This is a genomic window from Yaniella soli (genome assembly GCF_054782375.1).
In genome coordinates this window covers 28,817-48,719 of the sequence record NZ_BAAGSP010000006.1, presented here as the reverse complement: position 1 = coordinate 48,719, position 19,903 = coordinate 28,817, and the positions used below count along the sequence as shown (strand labels likewise).

The following is a 19,903-nucleotide window of genomic DNA, read 5'->3' as shown; positions in this document are numbered from 1 at the left end:
CGTGTACGACGGTGCGGTCCAGTCCCTCATCGATGAACTCGGAAGACTCCCGGGCATCGGCCCCAAGTCTGCCCAGCGCATCGCCTTCCACATTCTTGAAGCCCCAGAAGATGACATGGTCGCCCTGGCCGAAGCCATCACCGAGGTCAAAACCAAAATTCGACTCTGTGAAATCTGCTTCAACGTCTCGGAACACAGCACGTGTGCAATCTGCCGTGATGAACACCGCGATGCAGGCCTGCTGTGCGTGGTTGAAGAATCCCAAGACGTCATCGCCATCGAACGCACACGCACCTACAACGGCCGCTACCACGTGCTCGGCGGAGCTATCAACCCCATCGGTGGCATCGGACCCGAACAACTCCGCGTACGAGAACTGCTCACACGCCTCCAGGACGAAGAAGTCACCGAAGTCATTCTCGCCACCAACCCCAACCTCGAAGGTGAAGCCACCGCAACCTACCTGACACGCATGCTCTCACCGGTCGGGCTCACGCTGTCACGCCTTGCCTCCGGGCTCCCCGTCGGTGGGGATCTTGAATACGCCGATGAAGTCACGCTCGGGCGGGCCTTTGAAGGCCGCCGCAAACTTTAGCGGCCCGCCGCCACCTGGCCGCTACACTTAACGTCAGTCCCATTTTCTAACCAAAAGGTAGTTATGAGCCTGATCATCCAAAAATACGGCGGTTCATCTGTCGCCGACGCCGAAGGAATACAACGCGTCGCCCGCCGAGTGGTCGCCACACAACGTGCCGGCCATCAAGTTGTTGTCGTCGTTTCCGCGATGGGCGACACCACAGATGATCTGCTGGATCTGGCCGGTCAAGTGACCGACGATGCCCCAGCACGTGAAATGGATATTCTCCTGTCAGCTGGTGAGCGCATCTCCATGGCCCTGTTGGCCATGGCCGTAGATTCCAACGGTTCCAAAGCACGCTCCTTCACCGGTTCCCAGGCCGGTATGCTCACCGACGTGTACCACGGCGAGGCCCGCATTACCCGGGTCTCCCCCACACGCATCCAAGAGGCAATCGATGACGGCAACGTCGCCATTATCGCCGGTTTTCAGGGCATGTCCCCCGAATCCAAGGATATCACCACGATGGGGCGCGGCGGATCCGATACAACCGCTGTTGCCCTCGCGGCCGCCCTCAACGCGGATGCTTGCGAAATCTACTCCGACGTGGACGGTATTTTTACCGCCGACCCCCGCGTCGTCCCAGCTGCCAGCAAGATCGATGAAATTTCTTCCGAAGAGATGCTGGAACTGGCAGCCTCCGGATCCAAGATCCTCCATTTGCGTTCCGTTGAATACGCCCGCCGTTTCGGTGTGAAACTCCACGTCCGCTCCTCGTTCACTGAGCAAGAAGGCACCTGGGTGATCCCAGATGAACAAGAGACCATCCAACTACCAGAAGGCCAGCCCATGGAACAGCCAATCGTCTCCGGTGTTGCACATGACACCTCCGAAGCAAAAGTCACCATCGTCGGTGTCCCAGACATCCCAGGAAAAGCCGCAGAAATTTTCCAGGTGGTCGCGTCGTCCAACACCAACATTGACATGATCGTCCAAAACCCATCCCGTGCCGGGGCTGGGGCAACAGACATCTCGTTTACAGTGCCACTGGATCAGACCAAAGAGGCCATCGCCGCTTTGCGGGATGCCCAAGCAGGTATCGGGTTCGACGATGTCACACACCAGCGCAACATCGGCAAAATCTCGTTGATCGGTGCGGGCATGCGTTCCAACCCAGGTGTTTCGGCAACCTTCTTCGATGCCCTCCACCGGGCCGGAGCCAACATCGATCTGATTTCGACCTCCGAGATTCGCATCTCCGTGGTCACCGCGGAAGACAAACTGGCTGCCGCGGTACAAGAAATTCACAACGCATTTGGACTGGATGCTGAGGAAGAAGCCACCGTCCACGGTGGTACCGGACGCTAAACCCAGCACAAACAGCTGAGCGCCACCGCAGAGAACTAGTTCTCTGCGGTGGTTTTTTGTTTCCTGTCCAATTGCGAAGAAACGCCTGTGACTCTTCGAGTTATTTGGAACCTACGTATCGATGTCCCTGCGTGAGACTTATAGAAATTTCAAACTCGAGACGATGCAGCTAGTGTGTTGGCATGGGATTTCAAACACCACAGCACACTTTGGATAGATACTTAGACTGGACTGTTAATGGCACCATTCAACTTCCGGACTTCCAAAGGGGCTATAAATGGGATGACGAGCGCATCCGCCAGCTGTTAGTGACTATTCTGCGCGGACACCCAATGGGCGTGGTAATGCTGCTGGACACTGACAATGATGAGGTACGTTTCAAACCCCGGCCCGTAGAAGGCGTTGACATTCATCAATCTGTAGAGCCTTCCCATCTACTACTTGATGGTCAGCAGCGACTCACGTCTCTAACCCAGGCACTTACCGGCGACGGGGTTGTCGAAACGAAGGATTCGCGTGGCAAACTTATGGCACGCAAGTACTTTGTGAACATCGAACGTGCTCTAGCCGGTGAAGACTGTATCGACGAGTCAGTCATTTCTGTGGATGCAGACGGAAAGATTAAAACGAACTTTAATCGCGATATTGTATTGGACCTCTCCAGCGAGGAAGCGCAGCGCCACCACGGCTACTTTCCACTCAACCTCCTGCTCAAACCCTCAGAGAGTCAGTCCTGGATGATGCACTACATGATGTTGAATCAGGAAGACGCCACTCGATTCCATGCCGAGGTTCTCACACCCGCCCAACGGTATTCTATTCCTGCCATCGAATTGGACGGCAATACTTCCAAAGCTGCGGTTGCAACGGTGTTCGAGAAAGTAAATACCGGCGGTCTTGAACTCAACGTGTTCGAACTATTAACTGCCACTTTTGCAGGAGATGGTGACTACTATGCAGAACACGGAACAGATTTCCGACTCAATGAGAACTGGCGAGAAACACAAGAGAGTTTTGCAGCTCATCCTGTACTTCAGGATCTAGAAAGCACTGATTTCCTCAAAGCAGCCACCCTCCTAGCTACACGCAAGCGTCATCTCGCGGACACAAGAACACGAGCGGCTGCCGTCTCCGCAAGAAGTGAGGATGTCTTACGACTCACGCTCAGTGACTACCTTGAATGGCTAGAGCCGCTGCGCAATGCATTCATATGGGCTGCAGGATTTATGGCTGATCGACACATTTTCGATACCAAATTCCTTCCGTATCGTAGTCAGCTCATCCCTCTCGCGGCGATCAAAGTGGTGATGGCAGATGACGCCAACCTACGTGGACCGCACAGCCGCCTTATTCAATGGTTCTGGTGCGGGATTCTAGGCGAACTATACGGTGGTACGACGGACACCAGGTTCGTCCGAGATTTGATGATGGTCCCCGCTTGGGCACTAGGAACCGAGAACGCCAGTCTTCCTACAACAGTTCAAGATGCACAGTTTGTCGAATCACGCCTCCACTCGTTAAGGACACGTAATGCAGCCGCTTATAAAGGTATATATGCGTTGTTGCTGGCCAACGAAGCGCGCGACTGGATGGAAGACAAACGACTGGATCTATTTCAACACCGAGAGCTCGCGGTCGACATCCACCACATCTTTCCCAAAAAATGGTGTTTCGATCACAACATCGATGATGAGCACCGTGAATCGATTATCAATAAAAGTGCGATCAGCGCCAAGACGAATCGGACCATAGGCGGACGTGCACCATCACACTACCTAGATCTCGTCGAGCGGAACGGCCAAATATCCTCGACAACGCTCGACAACGTATTGGAATCTCATCTGATTCCGGCTGGTGCCTTGCGGTCTAATGACTTCGCAGCATTCTTCGCAGAGAGGCGCGAGCGTGTATGCGTAATGGTCGAAGGAGCAATGGGCAAACAAGTGCAACGTGATATTTCGCGGGGCTATGCGGTAGAAGATTCGGCACAGTTCGACTCTGTCGTCATTGCCGAAACAACCACAGAGAATGCTGTCGAGGACGAAGTCACCGTCCACGGTGGTACCGGCCGCTAAACCCGGCACAAGCAGCTGAGCGCCACCGCAGAGAACTGATGTTCTGCCGTGGCGCTCACGTTTCGCTACATATTTGCGCATATCTCTCGCGTGTACAACTTGACACATTAGGGTTGGAAAGCGACGGCATAGATGGCCGTTTTCGTGGCGGAAGGAGGCAGTGTGTTGGGATTCGACTTCGACGTAACGGGCACAGAAACCGTACGCCAGACCGGCCAAGTCTTCTTAGAGAAACTCCGCTCCGACGACCAACAGCACTCCTCCCAGCAAGGCGCAACCCCGTTTGATTTAGCCAGCGATATTGCTGGCCTTGCCTTGAAATATCATCCCGGCCGTGAGGTCAGCTTTCTAGAACCGTGTATCGGTTCCGGCATATTCTTCTCCGCGCTACTTCACGATGCCGCCGAAAAAACCGATGAGCTCGCCATCCGTCGTGCCCACGGTGTGGAACAGGATGAACACCTCGCTGCTTTAGCCCACGATCTGTGGGCCCCGGCTGGACTCACAGTCTCTGATGTAGATTTCATGCGGTTGACAGCCGATCACCTACCAAAGGCCACACTGGTACTGTCCCGTCCACCGGCAACACAGCATCACCGGCTCAGCTCAGACGAGAAGATTCTCTCGGCCGATGCCGCCGAAACCGCCTCGGGCATTCGGCCCACCGGTCTGGCAGATCTGTACAACCATTTTGTCTTGGCCACGCATAAGTTTCTGGCACCCGGTGCCGTCTCTGCCTGGCTGCTGCCGTCGGCATTTCTTCACCGCCACGCTGGGCACGCACTGCGTTGGTATCTCACCAACCGGGTCCGCATCCAACGCATCCACTCGTTTGACCGCGGAATATTGGATGCCACAGAACACGAAGATGAAATACTCGACTGGTCAGTGCTCATCTTCACCAATGAACGGCCACAGTCTTCCAACACGTTCGAAATGTCTGACGGCGGGGAACTCTTCAACGCCACAGTCACAAAAGAAGTACCCTACTCACGACTGAATCCAGCATCGTCCTGGCAGGATGTACTCCGCGATGATGGAAACCAACAGGTATCCTACCGAATGGACGATTTCTTTGAGATTCGCCATGGATGGGATGTCCCCGGCAAAAAGTATCTGGTACTCAACGAAGACAAGGCCTGGGCCCTGGGCATCCAGCCCTACCATATGCACCCTATGCTGCCACCACCCACTGACGTCACTGAAAAAGTTATCGAAGCCGACGACTGGGAATATCCCGTGGCGGAGAACCGTCGGGTAATCATCGCATCCCGCTACGACAGTTCGTACCTGGAAGACAAAGACCCGGCCTTACTGCAATATCTGAATACCGCCGATGCTGAAACCATCGCAGCAGCCAAACAATCCGAGAATAACCTGTGGTACAACTTGCACGTTCGTGGTGCCACGCCCATACTCGTCCAGCCCGCAACGGAGCAAGACACCGGCCCGTACCGTTTTATTATCAACACTTCACAAGGCGTCGCGGGCCCCGGCTGGATCACCATGTCGCCAAAGCTTGCGTTTGCCAAACCACAGTTAATCCTCGATGGCATCGATTGGGACGCCGTCCAATTCGCGCTGGACAACATCCGCTTACCGGACGCAACGCAAAACCCACCGTTCACGCCCGAGGCGCTGGCATCCCTAGATGCCACCGTCATCGCCGAGTACTTGGGGCTCACCGACCAGCGTGCGTAGGTCATGAACGCAAAGTTGATATACATGCCTATATGACCAATACACGGTGGGCTCGTGAAGATCACGTTTCAGACGAGGAATTGGCCGAGCTTCGGCACGAAATCGCCGCCACCATGGATGACCATGAGCAGACCCGACCAACGGACTGGCGCCAACGCCTATTATTACAAAAGTCCCGACCTCGAACCGATTCGGTTGTCAGACGACGTATGCGCAAACTGCGTACCAACGACGCCGCGGACTCAATGAAAACCCAGCCCTCGATTGAGGCAGAGACTTCGCCAGTGCGCCGTGCCACCTGCGACTCCTGCAATACCGCCCATCGGGGGTCGTTCACGCCAGCACGGTTCGATACGGTTGAACACTCATTGAGCGCCATACATGATTTGGCATGCTATTTAGATAAGTCACCGCGCACCATTTGGCTCGCCCTCGAAGGAATCTTCACAGCTCGTCAGACCACCTCAGCACCAAACCTGTATCGCCACCGAGTCACCATTCTGGCCAGAGTCCTCCCCACGGCAGTGGCCTTGCTGCTGGTGGCCTTCAGCATGCTGCATTTCTTGATGACGAATCATCAGACAGACAGCGGGTACACGCCGCTGTTTAGCGAATTGGGTTTTCTTTTGTCCGTCATGCTGTTCAGCACGATCACTTTTTTCTGCCTCGCTGCCGTGATGCTGATGATCAAGTCGAGTCGTCAAGAACGCTTCCTTAACGGCTTCAGTCGGTTAGTAAATTGGTCAATACCAATTATTCTGTCGTTCTTTATGGCGTCACCAGAGTTTCTCTTGCTGTTACAAGATCTCGCCGGAGGCTCCAGCGCCAACGTCAGCGGAATCGAAACCATCCTGGCAACCCATCATGGCATCGTAGAAACCATCTATTGGACCGTGTTAGTCTACGTGGCCCTATATACCGGCAACTTCTTTTTGTTCGTCGCTTTTTCGAAAGTCTTCCAAGAACAGCATGAATATGTCCACCGGCACGAGGTGTTGCGCGACATGATTCCCATACTGGTAGCCGATGCTACGCAGCCCCAACGACGAAAGTTATTCCGGGTGTATCCTCTAACGCGTGACTAGTATGTAAGCCAACAAAACCCCGAGGTTTGCCCCGTCCCGAAGGCCCAGCGCATGTCGAAAAATCCAAGCCCCCAGATAAGTACAGACACGACGGACCACACGAGATTTATCCGTGAGCTGCCAGAAAACTGGTTGCGCAATGACACCATTCTTGCGGTGGTCGTGGGCTTTGTTTCTGTGCTCAGTCTGCAGGCTCTGCGGCTGACGACGTTATTGGAGGACGTGGGGTCCAATCTGCTCATCGCACAGATCTTTTCACTGTTCATTTCAGCGTTACTAGTGTTCTACCGTCGCTATCCGATTTTTATCCTGTCGCTGTTCACAGCTGTGGTGCTCATCGCATCGTTTACGGCTGCATGGGAGTTTTACTCTCTGTTGTTCGTCGGCTTCATGACGATTTACTCGGTGGGTGCTTGGGTCTCGAATCGGCGGCTGGCCTTCTGGGTGCGCTTCATCGTAGTAGTCGTCCAATTTGGCGTCCCGTTTGTAATGGTCTCCCTCGATGATGATGCCACCCAGGCAAGCGAAGCGGCACTGCGTGATGTGAATCTCAGTGAGATTCTCTATTTCTTGGCCACCACGCTCATTTTGTCGCTCGGGTTCTATGTCTCGGCCTGTTATTTTGGTGGTCGGGCATGGCATCGGGCCAAACAGCGCTGGGAATTACAGAAGGCCCACGATGAGCTGGCAGTCGCTAATCGGAAAATTGCTGATGCCGCGGTCCAGGCGGAACGAATGCACATCGCCCGCGAACTGCATGACATCATGGCCCACCACGTGACTGTTATGGGTGTGCATGCGTCCGCAGCACGACGGCTCCTTGAAGCGGGCCGAGATACCGCCTCCGTAGTTGACCAGTTGAATCATATCGAAGCCTCCTCAGCCCAGGCGGTCCAGGAATTGCAGACTATGGTGTATACGCTGCGCGACCAAGACGGTTCTGCCGAACCCCTCCCGGATCTCAGCCAGTTGCTCGAACTGGTGCAACATGCCGATTCCACCGAGCAAACCGTCACATTTGAGGTGACCGGGGAACCGGCTGAAGTCTCGGCAGCCACCGAACTGACACTGTATCGCGTGGCACAAGAGGCACTGTCAAATGCGCGTAAGCATGCCGGCAACGACGTCGAAATTCAAGTGCAATTGCACTATGGCGATACCGATATGACGCTGTCTGTCATCGATAACGGTAAAGAATATGAGCCCATGTCCACCGGGACGGGAACCGGTGTGCAGGGTATGAAAGAGCGCGTTCAGGCGGTGGACGGCACGTTAGAATATGGACCACGGACACCCTACGGCTGGAAGGTCATTGTTCGGGTGCCCTGTGCAATATCAACGGAAAGATCCTGATGTCTGAATCATCCATTCGTGTCCTGCTCGTCGACGACCAACCGATGTTGCGTACCGGGTTGGCTACGATCTTATCGACGGAGCCAGGCATCGAAGTCGTGGGGGAAGCTTCCGACGGCCGTGAAGCGATCGACAAGGTAGCGCAGTTAGATCCGGATGTCGTGTGCATGGATGTCCAAATGCCAGACATGGACGGTATCCAAGCGACCAAGGCTCTGGTTGACGCTAACGCTCGGGCAGGGATCCTCATTCTTACGACGTTTGACCGGGATGAGTTTTTATTTGCCACACTGCGCGCCGGGGCTTCTGGATTCCTCTTGAAAACCGCCGGCCCCGAGCACCTGATTCATGCGATCAAAGTGGTCGCCGATGGCGAATCACTGCTGGCTCCCGAAGTCACCGGGCGAGTATTGCATCGCATGCTGGCCCAACCGGCCGAGCAGACGGTCACCGCAACCGAACCCGAGGCAACACCGGATGTCGGCCTGACCCGTCGAGAGGACGAGATTCTACAAATGATCGTTAAAGGCAAGTCGAATGCGGATATTGCAGAGGACTTATTTGTTGGGCCGGCAACAGTGAAGACCCACGTCTCAAATATTCTGATGAAGTTAGAAGTCAAAGATCGCATCCACGCGGTAATTTGGGCGTATGAGCACGGTTATGTCAACAATCGAGCTTGATTTTGGCCGCTCTTTGGTGGCTTCGACCCATTGGTTCGAAGCCCAGCGTTTTTCGATAAAATCAAGTGTGCCAATTGGTAGATCCCAGATCAGGAGCAATCATGCCCAATATCGTCGTTGAAGTTATGCCGAAACCAGAAGTGCTTGACCCACAGGGCAAAGCCATCGAAGCCCGGCTCCCCGAATTAGGGTTCCGCGAGTTCTCACAGGTCCGGCAAGGAAAACGTTTTGAACTCACTGTCGAGGGTGACGTGACCGCAGATGTTCTGGATCGTGCCAAAGCCCTGGCAGCAGAATTATTAGCAAATCCTTCAACCGAATATATTGCCAATGTCGAGGTGGCTAAATGAGTACACCGAAAATCGGCGTCGTCATGTTCGACGCAGCAACGGATGCACCATCGGTGCTCCGAGCAGTTGAACTCGCCGGTGGCACACCGGTTCAGCTGCACCCGAAAACCACCGTGGCCCCTGATGTGGCAGACCTCAAGGTTGTGCTGTTGCCCGGTGGTTTTTCCTATGGTGACTATCTGCGCGCAGGGGCACTGGCAGCCACCCAGCCGATCATGCGGGTACTTGCCGACGCAGTCAAGGCCGAAGAGCTCACGCTCATCGGGCTGGGCAATGGCTTTCAGGTGCTGACCGAAGCCGATCTGTTGCCAGGCGCGGTCATTGCGAATAATTCGCCCGGCTATTCGCACACTGAAATCGACTTCGTGATCGAAAATAATACAACGGCCATCAGCTCCTTCTACGACACCGGTGAACACATTCGGCTAGTGCAAAAGGGTGCATACAACCACTACGTCGTCACCGAAGAGGAATTGGAAGCACTCGAGTCAGGTGGCAACGTCATCGTCCGAGCCAACAATTCGACTGCGGGTTCGGCGCACAATATTGCGGGGATCAGTTCTGATGACGGCTCCGTATTGGGTCTGCTGGCCAGCCCTGAATATGCAATTGAAGAAGGTTTTGGTACCGATCATCCTGACGGCCCGCGGTTGGGTGTCGATGGTCAGGGACTGTTTGTATCGGTTGTCCGCACTGCCGGTGCTGTCAACAATGGTGAAGGAGTTGTCAGTGAATAACGAACAACTAGATACGGTCGACCACGCGGGTGCCACACCCGAGGTTGAACAGCAGTGGGCTGCACTGGGATTGAACGAGGAAGAATACGGACGGATCCGCGACATTCTGGGCCGCCGTCCGACCGAGGCCGAGTTGGCTATGTACTCGTCGATGTGGTCCGAGCACACCTCATATAAATCTTCGAAAGTACACCTGAAACAGTTCGGACAAAAAACCACCGAGGAAATGCAGCAGAACATGCTGGTGGGTCTGGGTGAAAATGCCGGCGTGGTGGATCTGGGCGACGGCTGGGCAGTGACGTTCAAGGTCGAGTCCCACAACTCCCCGTCGTACCTCGAACCATTCCAAGGTGCAGCCACCGGTATTGGTGGCGTGGTGCGTGACATCATTTCGATGGGCGCACGCCCGGTCGCCGTGCTGGATGCACTGCGTGTGGGTCACGAAGATCATGAAGATACCGCCCGCATCATGAAGGGCGCGGTGGCCGGTGTTGGACACTACGGCAACATCTTGGGTGTCCCCAATATCGCTGGAGAAACCGACTTTGATGCGGTGTTCCAAGGCAACCCGCTGGTCAACGCCGGAGCCGTTGGCGTGCTGCGCCACGAAGATCTGCGACTGGCCCAAGCCTCGGGTACCGGCAACAAAATCGTCTTGTTTGGTGCTCGCACCGGCGGCGACGGCATTGGTGGTGCCGCCATGAGCTCGGCGGCATTTGATGACGAGGGCGCCGCAAACACCCCGGTGGTCCAAGCGGGTGACCCGCTGCAAGAAAACGTGATCATCGAGGCCACCCTCGAATTATTCTCCAAATCACTGGTCGAAGGCATCCAAGATCTTGGTGCCGCCGGTGTCGCGTGTGCCACCAGTGAGCTCGCTGCCAGCGGGGACGGTGGCATGCACATCGAACTGACCAACGTGTTGCTGCGTGATGAAGGCCTAACGGCCGGAGACATTTTGATGTCGGAGTCCCAGGAACGCATGATGGCCGTGGTCACTCCGGACAACTCCGAAGCATTCGAACAGATCATGGCCAAATACGGCGTCGAGTACTCGTGGCTGGGTGAAGTCAATGACTCGGGTCGACTCACGATTGACTGGAACGGCGAGCGCATCGTCGATGTTGATCCGGTCACCGTGGCCGATGACGGCCCCGTCTACGAACGGCCTTATGCTCGACCGGCATCCCAGGACGTGCTGCAAGCCGATACCTTCCGCGCATCCTCGGCGGCAGCTGACCTGCCGGCAACCGGTGACGAGCTGAAACAGGCCCTCATCGAGCTCATGGGGTCGGCCAATATGGCTGACCGCTCCTGGATCACCTCGCAGACCGATTCGTCGGTCGGGGGCAATACCCGTCAGGGCGCACCCAATGACTCCGGGGTCATCCGTATTGATGAAGAAACCGGAATGGGCATTGGCCTGGCAATCGACTGCAACTCGCGTTATGTGTACCTGGATCCGTATCGGGGTTCCCAACTGGCCGTGGCAGAGTCCTACCGCAACGTGGCGACCTCCGGTGCGACACCGCTGGGTGTCTCCGATGGCCTGAATTTCGGGTCACCCGAGGATCCGGGCGTGATGTGGCAGTTCGCCGAATCTACGCGTGGGATTGCCGACGCCTGCCAACAATTGGGCGTTCCGGTCACCGGCGGCAACGTGTCGTTGTACAACCAGACGGTGGATACCGCAATTCACCCGACGCCGATGATCGTCACCCTGGGCCGCTACGACGATGTGGCCACCGCGGTCCCATCCTGGTTGCACCCGGCCTTCGACGGTTCGGCCATCTACCTGCTGGGTGAAACCTTCGATGAGCTCGACGGTTCACAATTCGCGCACCTGCGCGGCCACTTGGGTGGCACACCGCCGAACGTCGATTTGGCCAAGGAGCAGCAACTCGCTGGTTTATTGTCGAATGCCTCGCGGACGCATATGCTTGATGCCGCACATGACCTCTCCGATGGGGGGCTTGCCGGCGCCCTGGCAGATATGGTGTTACAGAGCGGGGTCGGGGTGCGTATTAATCTGGACTATGTGACCGAACGCGACAACATCGATGCGTTCACCGCCTTGTTCTCCGAATCGCAAGCTCGGGCCCTCGTGGCCGTCCCGCTGTCCGAGGAGGTCCGCTTCCGCGGTATTGCTGAATCGCGCGGCTACCCGTCACTGCGCATCGGTGTGGTCGATGCCGGTTCGAATGCCCTAGAAATTCAGGACCTCTTTACCGCAACGCTTGACGAACTGCGTGAAGATTGGGCCACTGCCCTACCAAAACGCTTCGGTAACTAACACTGGGGTCATCGCTGTCGGCTGGGATGGGCAATCTTCCCAGCCGACAGTGTTTAACACAGCTCCCGCGAACCGCTGGAAAGAACGGTTGGCCCTCATACTTCTGTAGGGTTTTGTAGAAAGATTAAATCCATCTGCGTGCTGAGGTTGGTTAACCTGTCACTCGGTAGGATAGGGATAGTGGCAATACCGTTGGTCGATTGAGGTAGTGAGTGACCGAATCTGCATCTGTAGGTAACACCGCAGAACACACCAGCCGCGACACGTCCCAGGTCGACGTCTCGGCTGCCCACCGCCATACCCTCTTGACCGCCCGAGGCGCCGCCGATCCAGGCCGCATCGACGACGAGGTCTTGTTACACCGCGGACTCAATGACGCCGAAGTCAGTGCTCGCACCGACACCGGTCTGGTGAATATTCAGCCCGAGGATTCCTCGCGCTCCCTGGCCACCATCCTGCGCACCCACATCCTGACCTTATTCAACCTGGTCATTTTCCTGTGTGCCGTAGGCATCATCATTTTGGGACGTTGGCTCGACTTGCTGTTCGCCATCGCTGGTGTTGCCAACGTGGTCATCGGCGTCGTCCAAGAGTACTCGGCCAAACGCAAACTCGACCGCATCGCGCTGCTCCACCAAGACGCCATCATGGTACGCCGCAACGGTGAACACACCGCGATCAATATCGCCGACGCGGTGCTCGATGACGTCGTCTATCTGCGCTCCGGCGACCAGGTACCCGCCGACGGGCTGGTGTTAGCTTCTGAGAGTCTCGATATTGACGAGTCGCTCATTACTGGTGAAGCCGATCCGGTCTATAAACCCACTGATGCCACCGTGCTGTCGGGGACCTCGGTGGTCAGCGGCAACGGGTATTTTCGCATCACCGGCGTCGGACACGACTCGCACGCCGCGCGGCTCACCAAGCGTGCCCGCAAATTCACCAAGGCTCACTCCGAACTTCGCACCGCCTTGGACAAGGTGGCCAGCTGGATCACCCTCGCTTTGATCCCGCTCATTGCCGTCGTAGCGTGGGGCCAAATCAAAGCCTTGGGCGGATGGCAACAGATGGTCGAAGCCGGCACCTTCAACTCGGCGTTGGTCGCCACCATTGCCGGGATCACCACGATGATCCCCCAGGGCCTGGCACTGATGACGACCATCTCTTTTGCTTTGGCAGCCCTGACCCTGGGCAGCAAAAAAGTCCTCATTCAAGAGCAGCCAGCCGTCGAGATCCTCGCGCGAGTCGATACCGTGTGTCTGGATAAGACCGGCACCTTGACCGAAGGTGTCATGCAATTCGCCCATGCCAAGCAATTGGCAGACGCTGACCCTGGCTGGAGGCTCGTGCTCGGCCACATCGGTGCCGACCCGAACGCAAATAACACAGCTGCCGCGCTGCGCGAGCCGTTCCCCCAGCTTCCCGAACTGGCACAAACCGATGCGATTGCTTTTGCTTCGGAACGGCGCTGGTCCGCGTTTGCGTTTGGCACCGTCGAGGATACCCAGGCCCCGGTTGGTGCGTGGGTTCTCGGTGCACCCGAATCGCTCATCGATGCCCTCAATGTTGATGAACCGACCAAAACCGAACTCCATACCCGAGCCGAGCAGCTCTCGTCGTCGGGAAAGCGCACTATGTTGTTAGCTCATTCGACGACACCGTCGAACACCGCCTCAGCGAAACATCCATGGTTCGGGGAAGAGACCGCGCTGCCCGCACAGCTGGCCCCCATCGCCGTCGTGACGTTTGAGGAGAAAGTCCGCGGCGATGCCCGTGAAACCTTGGAGTATTTCCAGCAGCAGGGCGTCGAATTGAAAGTCATCTCGGGCGACTCCCCACATACAGTCGCAGCTGTTGCCCGCCAAATGGGATGGGATCATCCAGGTTCCGGCTACGACGCGCGTAACCTGCCCGACAACATCGACGACATGGCAGCAGTCATGGACGAGTACTCCGTCTTTGGACGTGTCTCACCGGACCAAAAAGAACAGATGGTCAAAGCGCTACAGCACCGTGATCACGTCGTGGCGATGACCGGCGACGGAGTCAACGATGCCCTAGCAGTCAAGACCGCCGACCTTGGCATCGCGATGGGTGACGCATCAGCTGCAACCAAAGCCGTCTCCCGCATGGTGCTCCTGGATTCAAAATTTTCACGCCTCCCGAACGTTTTAGCAGAGGGCCGCAAGGTCATTGCGAACATGGAACGACTGGCCCACTTGTTCCTGGCCAAAACCACCTACGCGTTCTTGTTTGTTCTGGTCTTTTCCCTGATGGCCTGGCAATACCCAGCCCTCCCCCGTCAGATGTCTACCGCCGACTTCCTGTTCATCGGGCTCGCGTCATTTATTCTCGCGTTGATGCCAAACCCCCGCCGCTATGTGGCAGGGTTTTTATCACGAGCGCTGAAGTTCGCCATCCCGTCGGGCATCGTACTGGTAGCAGCCTTGTGGGGTATCAACTGGTATGCCCGCGTGTGGGCTGGTGACTTCAGCGGTGTGCTGCCATTCGAATCTGAGAACCCCTCAGCCCCGCTGGTAATGGAGCAGCTCCAGACGGCCACCTTCATCACCCTGACCCTGACGGGACTCTGGCTGCTCAATGTCATTTCGAGACCGTTGAACTGGCAAAAAGTCGGCATGCTCGTTGTCCTGCACATCGTCTTCGTGCTCGTGTTAGTTGTGCCGCTCTCGCAGTGGTATCACCATTTCGTGCTGCCTCCGACGCCAATTATTCTTGCGGCCGTGGGGATCGCAGCACTGGGCGCGGTTGGCATTGAAATCATTCATCGGATCCACGATGCCCGCATGGGCCTCGCCCCCGACGACCCGAGGCCGCAAGGATAAGACAACATCACGGAAGGAATGAAAACGATTGCACCAGTCGATTGCAATCAGTCCAGCAGCCACTATCGCCCTGACTGATTTGGAGGGCGAATACCGTCAGGCGGTCGACAGTGGCGGAAATGTTTCACCATACCCCACTGATGACAGGCTTTCCGTAGGAACCCCATCAAATTGACTGGAAAGCATAGTAGACAGATGGTAAAAGCAAGCAAGATATCCCTGATGGGCACTGTCCTAGCGTGCATCATGTTGTTGACAAGCTGTAGCGCATCACAAGAAGAAGCTGTGCCAAAGGATGGTGTCGGAATGGTACGGGAAGACGCGGAACAGATGAGTCTAGAAGAACAATACGAGGCCGCCGGACTACGATACGAGGAATTTAACGAGCGGTTCGGACAAGTTCAGACGAAGATATCTGACGACGGATGGTTTGACGGTGGTTCGCGTTCAGAGATTGTCCCTGGGGCGGGTGGTTCGCTGAACCGGGCCCCGACTGGCGCAACACAGGACAATAGTTATTACTTCCGAGTCCAACGTTATCTCTATACCGACCAATCGCTCGATGCACTGCGCGATGATATCGCGGCCTCCTGGGAAGATCGAGGTTGGGAGATAGTGTCCCAGGGCGATGAAACCAGCGGCTCAGCCAGGATCACAGCAGTAACACCGGAAGGTTTTTGGTTCGCGGCTGCACCAGACCCCCAACAGGACAGACTCACCCTGACCGGCCACTCCCCGGTGTATTGGGGCACGTATCAACCACTCATCGAAGCAATTGCGGAGCGTCGTCGGGAACAGACACAGGCCGGTGAGACCTGGGATACTGAAGATCGTGATGAACAAACCGGTCGAGCCCCTCGCCTTCCCGGAGAGTATCGCCCATTTCCCGCATGGGAGCTTTCGGATGGTTCCGAGCCGGAGGTCACATTACCGCCCGAACCTTGGGCAGAAGACCAGGAGTAAGCGCTTCGAACATGAGCAAGGCCCGGGGTCAGATTTCCCCGGGCCTCGGTACCGCAACCACAGAACCTCAGCGGTACATCAGGAATACAGAAATCCCTGCCTCTTATAACCACACAGGAACAACACATCTGCGTCTTCGGTAGGACCGCAAGTCGTCGCGACCTTCGATTAGCTACCAGATGGTTTCCATCGTAGACACCATTATGCATGTGATGCGAATCACACGCAAGTGTTTTGCGAGACTATTTCTAAGTTCTCAGCTTCAGACTGGTCACCCAGCCATTACTGTCGCTGAAGTGCTTGCCATCAACTGCGCAATAACCTGGTGGACCCAAACTGTTGCTTCTTCGGTGGATAAGGCTCTTCCCCCAGCATCGTGGCGTCCGATGTCACCTATCCGTCTGGCACTGAGCGACTGCAATGCGCCATCGAGGACATCAGCGCCACGAGAATAGAACTCATAGGAATTGTCTCCGAGGCCAAAGAGTGCATACCTCAACTTCGACAGATCCGTCCCTTCTGCGAGTAGCTGCTGGTGAAGTGATCGAATATTTGTGGGCAGTTCACCTTCGTCGTAACTCGACGTGACGATCAGCATGGGCGTATCGGTCTGCAAATCTTTTGGCTGCAGTGTCGCCAGATCAACCGTCGAAGCATTAGCGTGTTCGGCTACGACTCTGACCAGCTCCTCGGACACGAGCTCCGCATTGCCAGATTCTGTAGCATAGGCAACCGTCAGCTTTGGCAGATGCTCGTTATTAAGCGACCTCTTAGCCTCTTCTTGGTGAGATTGCGGCATGTCAGTTGCTGAAGCAGCCAGCAGTCGAATCTGCCGGGCGTCCGTTAGTTTCGTGCGTGGACGAGGCTGCTCGTTGTTGGTTTTTTCGTGCGCATCTATGAGCAACCAGCCGTCCCAGGTAGTTGACCGTGCCAGATGTTTCCGCACAGCAGGCATCCCTACGTACTGTTTACCCTGGCCCGCCTGCAGATCATCCGCAATGCGCTGCGCTAGTTCACGTGCATCGCTTCGCTGCGTTGGTATGGTCCCGACGGGGCCACGGCGCAACCACCCGGCAACATACAAGCCCGGTTCGACACGACCTGTTGCGGCGGCTTGTTCTTCAACTTCGACTAGCTGCTGACCATCAATGGCGCCGAAACCGATAGCGGTGATAATCGATGACGACTCCACGACACGCTCCGCTGAATCGGTGGCCACGTGGAGCCCCACGACCGAGTCTTCGAGTCTCGTAACCTGTTTCGGCGTGTGACCAAAGTACCAATTGATATGTAGCCATGCATCCGAGTCCGCTTCGCGCGCGGCGAGTTGGGAAACCAGCGCCACACGTGCATCGTCGTGACTCGTGACCTGCTGCGGATCAAACCCGGTGACCGCGTGCTGAACACCCCGCAGCTCAGAGATTTCGCGCAGCATCACCGGGTCGAATTTCGCATCGGACAGCGCAGAACGGCCGATGACGTTGATGGTGGTTAGTTGACTCGTCAGAGCTGCGTGAACCTCATCGTGAATGTCCGACGTTGCCAGCTGCTCACGCGTTGAAGCCAGCAACCGCACGATATCCATGGCGACGTTGCCATTGCCCACGATGGTAGTGCTATCACCAAGTTGCGGCAGCGGCTGATCAAACTGATGCTCAGTCGCATCCGCGTTAAGGAGTTTGGCAATACGTCCCGCCCCGTAGATGCTGTGCTCATCGGCCCCCGGCACAGGAAGTTTATTATCGGCCCCGAGTCCGGTGGCCACGACAACGGCATCGTGGGTGTCACGTAACTGCTGCAGCGTGATGTCAGCACCTGACGTGTGCATGGAGGAGACTTTTGGCGCGTGGAAAGATGGGCGACCATCAATCGCGACATCCGTTGCGACTTCCCCTGTGTGAACTCGGGTAGACCCCACAAATTCCACACCCTGACGCTCAAAGAGTTGGCTAAATTGCACCTCAACGTCTTTAGTCCCTTGATGATCTGCTGCAACGCCTGAACGCACGAGTCCAAACGGGATAGGCGACTGATCGAACACGCTGACCCGCGCATCTGGCAGAGTGCGCTTGATCGCTTGAGCTGTGTAGCAACCCGCTGGTCCTGAGCCGACGATCGCGACCTGGGGAGCACGGTGGGCCGGCGCGGGAGCATCAACGGCTGTACCCCATTGGACGGGCAGCAGGTCCATGCCGCGAAATACCCAGCCACCCGCCTCCGCGGGTTTGTCTTGAATTAACCCGAGATTCGGCAGTTCAGTGAAAAGCTTTGGCAAGGCAGCGCCGAATTGCGCGCGAGCAACCCACGCTCCCAAGCAGACGTGCACCCCTTTACCGAAGGCAAGGTGGGCGCCTTCATCAGTTCGGGTGATGTCGAACCGCGCTGGATCACTCCAATAGCCCTCGTCACGATTGGCGGAGAGCAGACAAATACCAAGTTTGGCACCGGCTGGCAGGAAAGTATCCTGCAGCACCACATCGCGCGTGGTTTGGCGTGAATACATGCCAATCGGAGCAACCCAACGGATTGCTTCATCAAAGACGGCATCCCACTGGGAGGGGTCGTGTTGCACTATCGCGAGCTGCTCTGGGTTTTGCATCAACGCCCACGAAGCAACACCAATGGCATCACGGGGTTCATTCAAGCCACCACCGATCGTCATTTTGAGGTTGGCGCGGATCGACTCGACCGGCATCTGATAATCGGGCAGCCGCACGAGCGCTGAAAGCAATGAGTCGTCTGGACGACGACGGTGCCAATCAAGCATTTCGTCGAGTGCTTCATCGACTTCGTTATAGGACGCCTCCCCCTTGGCCCAGACAACGGGATCGTCTCCGTAGTTTCCAGTGGCATCGATCATCGTCTGCGACCAACGCTGCAAATCTTGTTGCGTCACGTTGTGTAATCCGGTGACTGCACGCAAATTTTCAGCCGCATACGGCGCTGCGAAATCCCACACGAGATCCGCGCCGGAGCCTTTCGCTTTGAGTTCTTCTAGGTAGCGCACTGCATTGCGCTCGAAAATTGGCATCCAGGTCTTTTTCACCACAGATGGTCGCAACACCGGTTGCCAGGCCTGCCGTTCAACGCGGTGCTCCGGGTCGTCTTTACGCAACATGGAATGTCCCATGGCACGGATCATCAGCGAACCTTGCTCGTTGGCAGAATAAGTTTCCTGATCCAGCTCAGTGTCGTGTACGGCATCATAGGACGTCACAAGATACCGTCCGACAGCAGGGACCCAATGGACGCCGCCTTCGTTGCGCAGCCGCTCAAAGATGGGAAACGGGTCGCGATACAGTTCAGAGATCGTCACCCAGTCGGCCACCGGAGCCTGTTGTACGTTGCCATGATGAGTCATGTGGTGTCAGTCCTTTCCTATCCATACGATGCGCACTGGATCAAAAGCGGTGTTTGTGCGGTAATTTCCCATAAACACGTCCGCTCCTTCTTCCATTAACTGGGTCGAGCCGGCGCTATCATTTCCGAGCTCGACGTGGACCATTGGCATCCGGGCGTTTTCTTCAAACGGATCGGTGATGGTCAATGCCGTCATATCGTCGACCTGCTGTAGCCAAGGCTGCTGAATCCTGACGGCCAGCATGCCGTGGTGTCCAGTGAATTGCAGACTTCCGATAAAACGAAGCGCATCAGCAGAGGTGCGTTGCGTATCCAGAGGAAAGAAGGTCTCCTCCGTTTCCAGAAGTTCGGCACCTTCAAGTGCATACATGTGCCCATCACTCATGCGATTAATGTAGTCGCGAAATGGTTCGTGCACGCCCCATGCGAGACCTGCGATCTGCGCCTTCTGCTCGAAAATTTTCATGCTACTCACATCACTTACTGTGACGCATGCAATAAACAAGTGCAAC

The 19,903-nt window shown here is 56.2% G+C and carries 14 protein-coding genes; 12 read left to right on the top strand and 2 right to left on the bottom strand.

The annotated features are described in order from the left end of the window. Position 1 precedes the first annotated feature (1 nt). From recR to ACYVJT_RS04580, 12 genes are all read left to right on the top strand, one after another. Positions 2-595: a recombination mediator RecR gene (gene recR, locus ACYVJT_RS04635; protein WP_343956531.1), complete on the top strand. Its 594-nt coding sequence runs from the start codon at positions 2-4 to the stop codon at positions 593-595. Between the two features lie 63 nt (positions 596-658). Then, positions 659-1,945, top strand: a complete 1,287-nt coding sequence (locus tag ACYVJT_RS04630) for an aspartate kinase (protein WP_343956530.1) — start codon at positions 659-661, stop codon at positions 1,943-1,945. A 182-nt stretch (positions 1,946-2,127) separates the two neighbouring features. Then, positions 2,128-4,020: a GmrSD restriction endonuclease domain-containing protein gene (locus ACYVJT_RS04625; protein ID WP_343956529.1), complete on the top strand. Its 1,893-nt coding sequence runs from the start codon at positions 2,128-2,130 to the stop codon at positions 4,018-4,020. A 162-nt stretch (positions 4,021-4,182) separates the two neighbouring features. Next, on the top strand, positions 4,183-5,721 hold the full coding sequence (locus ACYVJT_RS04620) for a class I SAM-dependent methyltransferase (protein ID WP_343956528.1): 1,539 nt from the start codon (positions 4,183-4,185) through the stop codon (positions 5,719-5,721). Between the two features lie 32 nt (positions 5,722-5,753). Then, the gene (locus tag ACYVJT_RS04615; protein WP_343956527.1) at positions 5,754-6,806 is read left to right on the top strand and encodes a hypothetical protein; all 1,053 of its coding nucleotides are present in this window, start codon (positions 5,754-5,756) and stop codon (positions 6,804-6,806) included. A 51-nt stretch (positions 6,807-6,857) separates the two neighbouring features. Then, on the top strand, positions 6,858-8,159 hold the full coding sequence (locus tag ACYVJT_RS04610; RefSeq protein WP_343956526.1) for a sensor histidine kinase: 1,302 nt from the start codon (positions 6,858-6,860) through the stop codon (positions 8,157-8,159). After that, the gene (locus ACYVJT_RS04605; RefSeq protein WP_343956525.1) at positions 8,159-8,842 is read left to right on the top strand and encodes a response regulator; all 684 of its coding nucleotides are present in this window, start codon (positions 8,159-8,161) and stop codon (positions 8,840-8,842) included. Before ACYVJT_RS04610 ends, ACYVJT_RS04605 begins: the two co-directional genes overlap by 1 nt. Positions 8,843-8,943: 101 nt before the next feature. Next, the gene (purS, locus tag ACYVJT_RS04600; protein WP_343956524.1) at positions 8,944-9,192 is read left to right on the top strand and encodes a phosphoribosylformylglycinamidine synthase subunit PurS; all 249 of its coding nucleotides are present in this window, start codon (positions 8,944-8,946) and stop codon (positions 9,190-9,192) included. Continuing rightward, complete coding sequence (locus ACYVJT_RS04595; RefSeq protein WP_343956523.1) at positions 9,189-9,929, top strand: phosphoribosylformylglycinamidine synthase subunit PurQ; 741 nt, start codon at positions 9,189-9,191, stop codon at positions 9,927-9,929. Before purS ends, ACYVJT_RS04595 begins: the two co-directional genes overlap by 4 nt. Further along, positions 9,904-12,222, top strand: a complete 2,319-nt coding sequence (purL, locus tag ACYVJT_RS04590; RefSeq protein ID WP_425579857.1) for a phosphoribosylformylglycinamidine synthase subunit PurL — start codon at positions 9,904-9,906, stop codon at positions 12,220-12,222. The genes ACYVJT_RS04595 and purL overlap by 26 nt, the downstream gene beginning before the upstream one ends. Before the next feature lie 212 nt (positions 12,223-12,434). Continuing rightward, on the top strand, positions 12,435-15,068 hold the full coding sequence (locus ACYVJT_RS04585) for an HAD-IC family P-type ATPase (RefSeq protein WP_343956521.1): 2,634 nt from the start codon (positions 12,435-12,437) through the stop codon (positions 15,066-15,068). 306 nt (positions 15,069-15,374) lie between these two features. Next, complete coding sequence (locus ACYVJT_RS04580) at positions 15,375-16,031, top strand: hypothetical protein (protein WP_343956520.1); 657 nt, start codon at positions 15,375-15,377, stop codon at positions 16,029-16,031. 271 nt (positions 16,032-16,302) lie between these two features. On the opposite strand, the gene ACYVJT_RS04575 is transcribed toward ACYVJT_RS04580, so the two are convergent. Further along, a complete protein-coding gene (locus ACYVJT_RS04575; RefSeq protein ID WP_343956519.1) occupies positions 16,303-19,392 on the bottom strand; it encodes a cytochrome P450 in 3,090 nt (1,029 codons plus the stop codon). Between the two features lie 6 nt (positions 19,393-19,398). Further along, the gene (locus ACYVJT_RS04570) at positions 19,399-19,857 is read right to left on the bottom strand and encodes an HtaA domain-containing protein (protein WP_343956518.1); all 459 of its coding nucleotides are present in this window, start codon (positions 19,855-19,857) and stop codon (positions 19,399-19,401) included. Positions 19,858-19,903: the final 46 nt, after the last annotated feature.

Coding starts and splice junctions, on each gene's coding strand:
- ACYVJT_RS04595 (WP_343956523.1), top strand. CDS start 9,189: ATGAGTACACCGAAAATCGGCGTCGTCATGTTCGACGCAGCAACGGAT.
- ACYVJT_RS04575 (WP_343956519.1), bottom strand. CDS start 19,392: ATGACTCATCATGGCAACGTACAACAGGCTCCGGTGGCCGACTGGGTG.
- ACYVJT_RS04615 (WP_343956527.1), top strand. CDS start 5,754: ATGACCAATACACGGTGGGCTCGTGAAGATCACGTTTCAGACGAGGAA.
- purL (WP_425579857.1), top strand. CDS start 9,904: ATGGTGAAGGAGTTGTCAGTGAATAACGAACAACTAGATACGGTCGAC.
- ACYVJT_RS04580 (WP_343956520.1), top strand. CDS start 15,375: ATGGTACGGGAAGACGCGGAACAGATGAGTCTAGAAGAACAATACGAG.
- purS (WP_343956524.1), top strand. CDS start 8,944: ATGCCCAATATCGTCGTTGAAGTTATGCCGAAACCAGAAGTGCTTGAC.
- ACYVJT_RS04630 (WP_343956530.1), top strand. CDS start 659: ATGAGCCTGATCATCCAAAAATACGGCGGTTCATCTGTCGCCGACGCC.
- ACYVJT_RS04605 (WP_343956525.1), top strand. CDS start 8,159: ATGTCTGAATCATCCATTCGTGTCCTGCTCGTCGACGACCAACCGATG.
- ACYVJT_RS04570 (WP_343956518.1), bottom strand. CDS start 19,857: ATGAAAATTTTCGAGCAGAAGGCGCAGATCGCAGGTCTCGCATGGGGC.
- ACYVJT_RS04625 (WP_343956529.1), top strand. CDS start 2,128: ATGGGATTTCAAACACCACAGCACACTTTGGATAGATACTTAGACTGG.
- ACYVJT_RS04610 (WP_343956526.1), top strand. CDS start 6,858: ATGTCGAAAAATCCAAGCCCCCAGATAAGTACAGACACGACGGACCAC.